Annotated in this window: 7 protein-coding genes; 3 read left to right on the top strand and 4 right to left on the bottom strand. The window is 71.2% G+C overall.

Annotation, left to right across the window (positions count from 1 at the left end):
• Positions 1–481: 481 nt before the first annotated feature.
• A complete protein-coding gene (locus tag AB0A94_RS21110) occupies positions 482–931 on the top strand; it encodes a PTS glucose transporter subunit IIA (protein WP_217129906.1) in 450 nt (149 codons plus the stop codon).
• A gap of 77 nt (positions 932–1,008) precedes the next feature.
• Positions 1,009–2,679: a phosphoenolpyruvate--protein phosphotransferase gene (gene ptsP / locus AB0A94_RS21105; RefSeq protein ID WP_361746378.1), complete on the top strand. Its 1,671-nt coding sequence runs from the start codon at positions 1,009–1,011 to the stop codon at positions 2,677–2,679.
• Positions 2,680–2,758: 79 nt separating this feature from the next.
• On the opposite strand, the gene AB0A94_RS21100 is transcribed toward ptsP, so the two are convergent.
• Positions 2,759–3,646: a hypothetical protein gene (locus AB0A94_RS21100; RefSeq protein WP_361746377.1), complete on the bottom strand. Its 888-nt coding sequence runs from the start codon at positions 3,644–3,646 to the stop codon at positions 2,759–2,761.
• A gap of 99 nt (positions 3,647–3,745) precedes the next feature.
• Entirely contained in the window at positions 3,746–5,722 is a 1,977-nt protein-coding gene (locus AB0A94_RS21095; RefSeq protein ID WP_361746375.1) for an acetoacetate--CoA ligase, read from the bottom strand.
• Between the two features lie 213 nt (positions 5,723–5,935).
• On the opposite strand from AB0A94_RS21095, the gene AB0A94_RS21090 reads away from it, so the two are divergent.
• The gene (locus tag AB0A94_RS21090; RefSeq protein WP_361746373.1) at positions 5,936–8,314 is read left to right on the top strand and encodes a glycoside hydrolase family 31 protein; all 2,379 of its coding nucleotides are present in this window, start codon (positions 5,936–5,938) and stop codon (positions 8,312–8,314) included.
• Here the strand turns inward: AB0A94_RS21090 and AB0A94_RS21085 are convergent.
• Positions 8,305–8,841: an NUDIX domain-containing protein gene (locus AB0A94_RS21085; RefSeq protein WP_361746371.1), complete on the bottom strand. Its 537-nt coding sequence runs from the start codon at positions 8,839–8,841 to the stop codon at positions 8,305–8,307. The two genes, AB0A94_RS21090 and AB0A94_RS21085, sit on opposite strands and share 10 nt — an antisense overlap.
• Positions 8,842–8,885: 44 nt before the next feature.
• Positions 8,886–9,695 (bottom strand): M15 family metallopeptidase, encoded by an 810-nt coding sequence (locus AB0A94_RS21080; RefSeq protein ID WP_361746369.1) that lies wholly within the window; start codon positions 9,693–9,695, stop codon positions 8,886–8,888.
• Between the last annotated feature and the right edge of the window lie 72 nt (positions 9,696–9,767).

Genomic DNA, 9,767 nt, shown 5'->3' with positions numbered 1-9,767 from the left:
CCTCAACCCGATCGAACCGATCAGGTCGGGGTATCAACATATCTGGCGTTGACTTTTGGCACGCTGTTGAGTTCTCAAGGAACGGACGCTTCCTTCGTACTCACCCTCGCGGGCTTTCCTCCGGGCGCTTCCCTTCGGTCTTGCGTTTCCAACTCTACCAGCGTTTTTCCGGCCCCCTGACCACCGCCCTGCAGGCACGCAGAGGATGATCCAAAGTTAGGATCTGATCGAATTGGATTGCTGTCGAGTGGAGAGCGTCTGTTCACGCCGCTCATCCCCGAGCAGGAGTACAACCCTACACGGGGTCGCGGACCACGTGCAAATCGATTAGAGTGCGTGGTCTAGACCTCTCGTCTAGACCATCGATCCGGATCTGTCCCCCGAAACCGGTATGTCACATGACATACGCTGCTGAACAGCGCGCCGGAGGCAGGCAGTGACGGCGGCGTACGTACAGATCTCCACGCCTGGGAGGCTTCCCATGACCACCGTGACGTCCCCGCTTGCAGGACGGGCCATCGGACTGGCGTCCGTGCCCGACCCGGTCTTCTCCGGAGCCATGGTCGGCCCGGGTACGGCGATCGACCCCACGCGGGAGCCCTCCGAGGCCGTCTCCCCCGTCGACGGTGTGATCGTCTCTCTGCACCCGCACGCGTTCGTCGTCGTGGACGAGAACGGACACGGCGTGCTCACCCACCTCGGTATCGACACCGTGCAGCTCAACGGCGAGGGCTTCGAGCTGCTCGTCAACAAGGGCGACACCGTGACGCGCGGGCAGAGCATCGTGCGTTGGAACCCGGCCGCCGTCGAAGCCGCCGGCAAGTCCCCGGTGTGCCCGGTCGTCGCCCTGGAGGCCACGTCGGACGCTCTCTCCGAGCTTCGCGACGACGGCGATGTGAAGGCCGGCGACACCCTCTTCCTCTGGAAGTGACGCGGCGCCGTCCGGTGACGGCCATCAGGACAACCAACGCGGCGGCGGAGCCCGCCGCTCTATCGGAGACGGGTGAGATGGAGACAACGCTGCGAGGCGTCGGAGTCAGCCACGGTGTGGCGATCGGCGAGGTACGGCACATGGGCACGGCGGTGCTCGAACCTCCGGCCAAGCAGATCCCGGCCGACGAGGCGGAGCGTGAGCAGGGGCGCGCCCGTAAGGCAGTGGAGGCGGTCGCGGCCGATCTGGTGGCGCGCGGCAACCTTGCCGGGGGCGAGGCCCAGGCGGTACTCGAGGCGCAGGCGATGATGGCCCAGGACCCTGAGCTGATGGCTGACGTGGAGCGGCGCATCGCCGTCGGCAGCACCGCTGAGCGTGCGGTGTACGACGCGTTCGCCGCGTACCGCGAGTTGCTCGCGAACGCCGGTGAGTACCTGGCGGGCCGCGTGGCCGACCTCGACGACGTGCGGAACCGTATCGTCGCGCGGCTGCTCGGGGTGCCGATGCCGGGCGTGCCGGACAGCGACGAACCGTATGTCCTCGTGGCCCGTGACCTCGCGCCGGCGGACACGGCGCTGCTCGACCCGACGCTGGTGCTCGGCTTCGTGACCGAGGAGGGCGGCCCCACCAGCCACAGCGCGATCCTGGCCCGCGCTCTCGGTGTCCCGGCCGTCGTCGCCCTGCCGGGTGCCAGTGAACTCGCCGAGGGCACCCTGATAGCGGTCGACGGCAGCACCGGCGAGATCTTCGTGAACCCGAGCGACGAGAAGAAGGCCCGGCTCGAGGCGGCGGCGGCCGAGCGCAAGGCGACGCTGGCGGCGTCGACCGGGCCCGGTGCGACCGCCGACGGTCACAAGGTGCCGCTGCTGGCCAACATCGGCGGCCCGGCGGATGTGGCGGCCGCCGTGGAGGCCGGCGCGGAGGGTGTCGGTCTCTTCCGTACCGAGTTCCTGTTCCTGGACGACAACAAGAAGGCTCCTTCCGAGGAGAAGCAGGTCGCGGCCTACCGTCAGGTACTCGAGGCGTTCCCCGAGGGCCGTGTCGTGGTGCGGGTGCTGGACGCGGGCGCGGACAAGCCGCTGGACTTCCTCACTCCGGCGGACGAGCCGAACCCGGCGCTGGGCGTGCGTGGCCTGCGGGCGCTGCTCGACCACCCCGGGGTGCTGCGTACGCAGCTGACGGCGCTGGCCAAGGCCGCCGAGGGGCTGCCCGTCCACCTCGAGGTCATGGCCCCGATGGTGGCGGACCGGACCGATGCCAAGGCTTTCGCGGACGCCTGCCGGGAGGCGGGGCTGCGGGCTAAGTTCGGCGCGATGGTCGAGATTCCGTCGGCCGCGCTGCGGGCGCGCTCGGTGCTGCAGGAGGTGGAGTTCCTGTCGCTGGGCACGAACGACCTCGCGCAGTACACGTTCGCCGCGGACCGTCAGGTGGGTGCGGTCTCCCGGCTGCAGGATCCGTGGCAACCCGCACTGCTCGACCTGGTGGCGCTGTCCGCCGAGGCGGCGAAGGCCGAGAGCAAGAGCTGTGGTGTCTGCGGTGAGGCCGCTTCCGACCCTCTGCTCGCGTGTGTGCTGACCGGTCTGGGTGTCACCTCTCTCTCCATGGGTGCGGCGTCCATTCCGTATGTGCGGGCGTCGCTGGCGAAGTTCACGCTGGCGCAGTGCGAGCGGGCCGCGGCGGCGGCCCGGGCGGCGGACAGTGCCGCGGATGCCCGTGCCGCCGCTCAGGCGGTGCTGTCGGGCGAGTAACCGGACGGGGCCGGCCGGCGATCGGTGTCCCCAGGGGGCGCTCCACCTGGAGGTGAGGCGCCCCTCTGGCGTTTCCGGCTCAATGGCAGTGGGCCGGATCCCGTCCCTCGCCGAGGTCGGGCGGCTCGCAGTAGTCGACGTTGGACTCCGGGGAGATGAGCTCTCCGGACTCGGCGTCGGTGCAGTAGGCGTCGAAGACCTCGCCGGCGGTGAGAGGTTCGAGGCCGTGGGCGCGCAGTCGCCAGCCGTGGATGCGGTCGGGGCTGCCGGGTTTGGTGGTCCGCATGACGAGTCCGCCGGGGCTCTCGGTGGCGAGGCCGACGGCCAGGACGGTGGTGAATTCGAAGGCTTCGGACTCGTCGAGTTCCATGCGGCCGGCGATGTCGTCGGCGTGTAGGACGGCGACGAGCGTTTCGGGTGGTCCGGAGACGCTGCACACGAGGTGCCGCTCGCCGGGTGGGGCCGTGTCGAGGATGCGGACGAGGAGGTGTGAGGCGCGGGTGAAGGCGGCGCGGCCCAGGTCCTCGCCGCACGAGGCGCAGGCGCCGAGGCGGGCGAGGAGCGCGGCCGCGTACTCCCAGGTGGCGTGGCGTACGGCCTCGTCGACGAGGGTGGGCAGGAGGTCGGCCAGTGGGCGGCCGTCGTAGGGGATCGTGGGACCGGTGGACGCGAGTGCGGCCGTGAACCGTGTGCGGCTGGTGTGGCTGTCGGGGTCGAGGCCCGTTTCCGCGCAGTACTCGGCGTAGTCCTCGGGGTCGAAGAGGGCCACCGTGGTGTGGCTGCCCTGCAGCGCACGCGTCCTGAGGACGGCTTCCATGTGTTTGAGGTAGGTGGTGTGGTCGTCGAAGACGAAGCTGTCGTAGCGCCGCATGGCGCGGAAGTCGTGCTCGTCGGCCAGCAGGCCGATGGTGCCCGCGACTTCGCGGTGCAGGACGCGTCGCAAGGTCCGGTGGTCGGTGTGGGCCATGTCTCCCCCTGTGCACAGTCGATCAATGCTCACTCACAGTAATCGGCGGCACTGACAACGGCGTGGGCCGAGGGGGAGCCGGTCCTGTCCCCGGGACGGTCAGGCGCGCTTGCGGGCGAGTTCCTCGTAGAAGGCGAGCAGGCCGAGGTCGTCGATGGAGCCCGGGTTGACCGCCTTCTCCAGCGGGGTGCCCTGGAGGAGGCGCTTGACCGGGACCTCGATGCGTTTGCCGGTGAGGGTGTGCGGGACGCCGGGGACCTCGATGATCTCGTCGGGGACGTGACGCGGTGAGAGGTGTTCGCGGATGGTCCGCTTGATGCGGCTGCGCAGGTCCTCGTCGAGGGTGGCTCCGGGTGCCAGGTGGACGAACAGGGGCATCCAGTAGCCGCCGTCGGGCTGTTCGACGCCGATGACGAGGGATTCCCTGATCTCCGGGAGGCGCTCCACGGCTTCGTAGATGTCGGCGGAGCCCATGCGGACGCCTTGGCGGTTGAGCGTGGAGTCGGAGCGGCCGTGGATGACGACGGAGCCCCGGGAGGTGATGGTGATCCAGTCGCCGTGCCGCCAGACGCCGGGGTAGGTGTCGAAGTAGCTGTCGCGGTAGCGGGTGCCCTCGGGGTCGTTCCAGAAGTGGATCGGCATGGAGGGCATCGGGTTGGTGACGACGAGTTCGCCGACCTCGTCGGTCAGGGGCTTGCCTCCGGCGTCCCAGGACTGCAGGTCCGTGCCCAGGCCGGGGGCCTGGAGCTCGCCGATGTGGACGGGGAGGGTCGGCACGGCTCCGGCGAAGCAGGAGCAGACGTCCGTGCCGCCGCTGACGGAGGCGATCCACAGGTCGGCCCCGCTGTCGGCGAACTCGTCGTGCAGCCAGCGGAAGCCGTCGGGGGGCAGGGGGGAGCCGGTGGTCGCGACGCACTTCACCGCGGAGAGGTCGAAGTCGCGCGAGGGGTGCACGCCGGCCTTGCGGCATGCCATGACGTAGGCGGCGGAGGTGCCGTAGAGGGTGGCGCCGGTGCGTTCGGCGATGCGCCACTGGGCGCCTGTGTCCGGGTGGCCGGGGCTGCCGTCGTACAGGACGATCGTCGTTCCGGTCAGGAGACCGGAGACGAGGAAGTTCCACATCATCCAGCCGGTCGAGGTGTACCAGAAGAAGCGGTCCTCGGGGCCCAGGTCGCAGTGGAGTCCGAGTTGCTTGAGGTGTTCGACGAGGATGCCGCCCTGGGACTGGACGATCGCCTTGGGCAGTCCGGTGGTGCCGGAGGAGTAGAGCACCCACAGCGGGTGGTCGAAGGGCACCTGCTCGAAGTCCGGTTCGGTGTCCGCGGCGGTGAGGGCGGACCAGTCCAGGGCCCCGTCGGGGGCCTCGGTGCCGAGCAGGGGGATGTGCACGACGGCGCGCAGGGTGGGCAGTTCGCGGCGGAGTTCGGCGACGACGTCACGTCGGTCGTGTTCCTTGCCGCCGTAGCGGTAGCCGTCGACGGTGAACAGGACGACGGGTTCGACCTGCTGGAAGCGGTCGAGGACGCTGCGGGCGCCGAAGTCGGGGGCGCAGGAGGTCCACACGCCGCCCACGGCCGCCGTGGCGAGGAGGGCGACGACGGCCTGCGGGATGTTCGGGAGGTATCCGCTGACGCGGTCTCCGGGGCGTACGCCGAGGGAGCGCAGCTCGGCCGCCAGGGAGCCGACCTGGCGGCGCAGCTCGGCCCAGGTGACGGGGCGCGGGTCATGGGTTTCGTCGACGTACAGGAGCGCGGCTTCGTCCGCGCGGGAGGCGGTCGCGCGCAGTGCGTGTTCGGCGTAGTTCAGCGTGGCTCCGGGGAACCACTGGGCGCCGGGCATCGAGCGGTCGCCCAGCACGCGCGTGTAGGGAGTCGTGAAGCGGACGTCGAACCACTCCGTGACCGCTTTCCAGAAGGTGTCCAGCTCGTCCACGGACCAGCGGTGGAGCGCCGCGTAGCCGCCCTCGGCGGGGGCGCCGTGGTGTTCGGCGGCCCACGCCTGGAACGTGGTGATCCGTGCCTGGGCGATCTGGTCCCGGCTCGGCTGCCAGAGCGGCTGGGGGTTCACGGTCGACATGGGGCGGCTCCCGGACTGTGCGCGTCGTGTGCGTCCTCCGCGCACGGGCTGGGGTGTGCGCGTGACACGGCTGACAGGGACGATGCCATGTGATCGACTTCCGCACCAGGGCGTCTCCTACATAGTCCGTGTCGTGAAGATGTGGTCCGATCACAGGTGAACGGCAGTTGAACGACCCTCATGGTGGACCCGGTCAATGGCAGGGTGAGCAGCATGGACGGTCGTGACCTGGTGCGTTCGGTGAAGTCGGTCGGTTCGGTGGGGGCGGCTCAGGGGTTGCGTACCGTACGAGCAGCGTGGCGCAGGCGGCGGGCCGACGCCACCGGGCTGCCGCCGCGGGGGCCGGTGCGTGCGCGGGTGCCCGGGACCGTGCGGGAGGTGGAGCCGGGGCTCGGTGGTGGGCTGGTCAGGTTCGGCCGCTCGGAGTTGCGGATCTTCGTGGCGGTGAACGGGGCGGTCTTCTGGGGCTGGGACGGGGCTGCTCCGGAACCGTCGTACGCGCTGGCGGGCCGCTGTCCCGATCCGGATCCGCGGGCCGCGCTGGAGCCGGACAAGGACGGTGGCTGGCGGGTGGTGGCCGAGCGGGTGACGGTGGTGGTCTCGCGGCACGGCGCGGTGGAGGTGCTCACCCCGGGGGGTGTGATGCTGCGGCGCGATCTGCCGCCGCGGTGGTGGGAGCCGGTGGGCGGTGGTGCCGCGCGCTGGATGCAGCGGTCCGAGGTGCCGGCCGACGCGCGTTTCTTCGGGCTCGGGGGGCGTGCGTCGGGTCCCCGGCTGCGGGACGGCACGTACCGGCTGTGGAACGCCGCGCCCGGCCGTGCTGTCGGTCCCGGTGACGATCCGCTGTCCGTCACGATGCCGGTGCAGATGGTGGTGGCCGACGCGGGCACGCATCTGATGTTCTACGACAACTCGTGGGACGGCACCGTGACGCTGCGGGAGGGCGAGGAGGGTGCCGGTTCCGGACACGACCGGGCCGGGACGAGTGAGGTGTGCGTGGACGGTGGTCCGCTGCGCTGTTGGGTGATGGTGGGTGCTCCCGCGCGGGTGCTGCTCGCCTGGGTCTCGCTCACCGGTGCGCCGGCGCTACCGCCCGCGTGGGCGCTCGGTCACCATCACGCGCGAAGGGCTTCCGGCGGTGAGGAGGAGGTGCGGCGGACCGTCGCGGGGCACCGGGAGCACGGGCTGCCGCTCGACGCCGTGCACCTCGGCATCGATCACTTCGATGCCCGTCAGGTGTTCACCGTGGACCGGGAGCGGTTCCCCGGGCTGCCGGTTCTCGCGGACGAGCTGCGGCGCGAGGGGGTCAGGCTGGTGTCGGTCGTCGGTCCGGCGGTCGGCGCGGCACCCGGCACCACCGTGTACGACGAGGGGGTGGAGCGGGACGCGTTCGTGCGGAACGCCTCCGGGGAGGTCGTGGAAGGGGCCGGGAGCGTCGGAGAGGTGGTCTTTCCGGACTTCACGCACACGCGCGTGCGTGCATGGTGGGGCGGTTTGTACACGGAGCGGCTGGCACAGGGGTTCGCGGGTTTCTGGCACAGCCTGGACGAGCCGACGTCCTTCACGGCCTTCGGCGAGCCGACGCTGCCGCGGTCGGCGCGCCACGCGCTGGACGGGCGCGGGGGTGACCATCGCGAGGCGCACAACGTGTACGGGCTGTGCATGGCCCGGGCGGCGTACGAGGGGCTGCGGGAGCAGGCTCCCCGGGAGCGGCCGTTCGTGTTCTCGCGTGCCGGGTGGGCCGGTATGCAGCGTCACGGCGGGGTGTGGTCGGGCGGGGTGACGGCGGGGTGGCCCGGGTTGCGGGCGGCGTTGTCGCTGGTGCTGGGGCTGGGCCTGTGCGGTGTTCCCTACGCGGGTCCGGACGTCGGAGGCTCCGCCGGGGAGGTGTCGCCCGAGCTGTATCTGCGCGGGCTCCAGTTGGGGGCCTATCTTCCGTTCTTCCGCACCCGTGACGGTGCGCGTGCGGGCCGGGGCGGGCCGTGGGGGTTCGGCGCGGACGTCCTCGGGCACGCGCGCGTGGCGCTCGTCGAACGCCGGCGGCTGCTGCCGTACTTCATGACGCTGGCGCATCTGGCCCGGCGTACCGGGGCGCCGTATGTGCGGCCGTTGTGGTGGTCGGCGCCCGAGGACCGCGCGTTGCGCGACTGCGAGGACGCCTTCCTGCTCGGCGACTGTCTGCTGGTGGCGCCGGTGCTCGCTCCGGGGATGGACCGGCGGGCCGTGCAGCTGCCGCGCGGGCGATGGTACGACACGGCGACGGAACGGGCGTACGACGGGCCGGTCCGGGTGTGGGCCGACGCGCCGCTGGGGCGGATCCCGGTGTTCGCGCGCGGGGGCGCCGTTCTTCCGGTGCTGGGGGAGGACGGCGGTCTGGAGCTGGAGGTGTGGGCACCGGCCCGGGGGCGGACCGGGGGCGGGCTGGTCGTACCGGACGCCGGCGAGGGGTGGGAGGAGCCGGAGACCGAGCGTTACACGGTGCGGTGGTCGGGTCCGCGGGTCGTCGTCGAGCGGGAGGGCGGGGACGGCGGCGTGGAGCCGTCCTGCCCGGTGCGCGTCCGTGGGACGGGCACCGGCGGGGGTCAGATGTAGCGGCCCTCGAACCAGGCCCGTGCGGCCAGGGTGTGCAGGGGGAACGCGAGTTCCTCCGGACGGCGCAGCAGGTCGCGCTCCTCGGTCTCGTCGGTGGCGGTGAAGGGCGGCAGGTCTTCCGCGGGACGTTCGGGGAGGAGCCCGAACAGCAGCAGGTGTCCGTCGGGCGAGCTCATGGCGTCGGCGAGCCTTACGTCTCGGCTCGCCGCGACGATGCCGGTCTCCTCCTCGAGTTCACGGACGACGGCCTGGCGCCAGTCCTCCCGGTCGTCGATGTAGCCGCCGGGCAGGGCCGTACGCCCGCGCGCGGGCGCGATGGTGCGGGTGATGACGACGAGGCCGGTGCCCTGCGTGTCGTACACGGGCTGGAGGGCGACCGCGACCGGCAGCGGGTTGCGGTAGGCGACGGTGCCGCAGGCCGGGCAGGTCCGGGGCCATCCGGAGACGCCCTCTCCGAAGGGCGTGCCGCAGCTCGAACAGTGTGATCCGTGCGCGGAGTTGGGGGTCATGGCATGAGTTTCGGACACGCGCGGACTGTATCCGATCACGGTGGGGCGTCTCCGGGGGCCGGTCAGTTGTGGCCGGTGAGTGACCTCCGGGACACCGGGAAGTCGAAGTAGGTGTCCGGGTGGGCCTCCGGCTTGAAGGTGTAGTGCCACCACTCCTCGGCGAGGTTCACGAAGCCGAGGTCCTCCAGGGTGCTCTTGAGGAGCAGCCGGTTGGCGCGCTGGTCGCCCTGGACACGCGGGTCGAGGGTGTGGCTGAGGGTGTCGAAGCAGTCGTAGCCGGTGCCCATGTCGACGGAGGTGTCGGGGAACCGCTCGTCCTCGGGGGCGAAGCAGGGGGTGAGGGGCTGTCCGGGACGGTAGGGCGTCGTCGGCTTCGTGGGGAGTTCCACGAGGGTGAGGTCCACGGTCGAGCCACGGCTGTGGCCGGATTTCTCCGCGATGTAGCCGTCGGCGAACAACCGGGTCTTGTCGACGTTCGGATAGAACTCGGCCTTCATCCTCTGGTCGTCGAGGTCCTCGGCCCAGCGCACGAAGTGGTCCACCGCGCGCTGCGGCCGGTAGCAGTCGTACACCTTCAGGGAGTAGCCCTGGCGCAGCAGTTTCCGCTGCGCCGCGTGGAGGGCCTCGGCGGCGGGGCGGGTGAGGATGCACAACGGCTGCCGGTAGCCGTCGATGGGCTCGCCGACGAAGTTGTGCGGGGTGAAGTAACGGATCTCCTGGAGGATCGTCGGGTCCACGCTGTTCAGTGCCACGAAGTCGCGGGGCGCCTTGGGTTCGGGCCTCGCCTGGGCGGTGGCGGAGGCGGTGGTCGCGGCGAGCAGGGCGGCGACGGCGGTGACGAGACCGCGTACCGCGGTGGAGAGTCGTGTCATGTCCCCTGCATTTATCAGGAGGGGGCTCCGCCGGGGAAGCCCCGGCCCTCCCCGGGCCGCGCGGGGCGCGCC

The organism is Streptomyces sp. NPDC044984, assembly GCF_040646935.1.
Taxonomy (GTDB): Bacteria; Actinomycetota; Actinomycetes; order Streptomycetales; family Streptomycetaceae; genus Streptomyces.
This window is presented reverse-complemented; position numbering and strand designations above follow the sequence as displayed.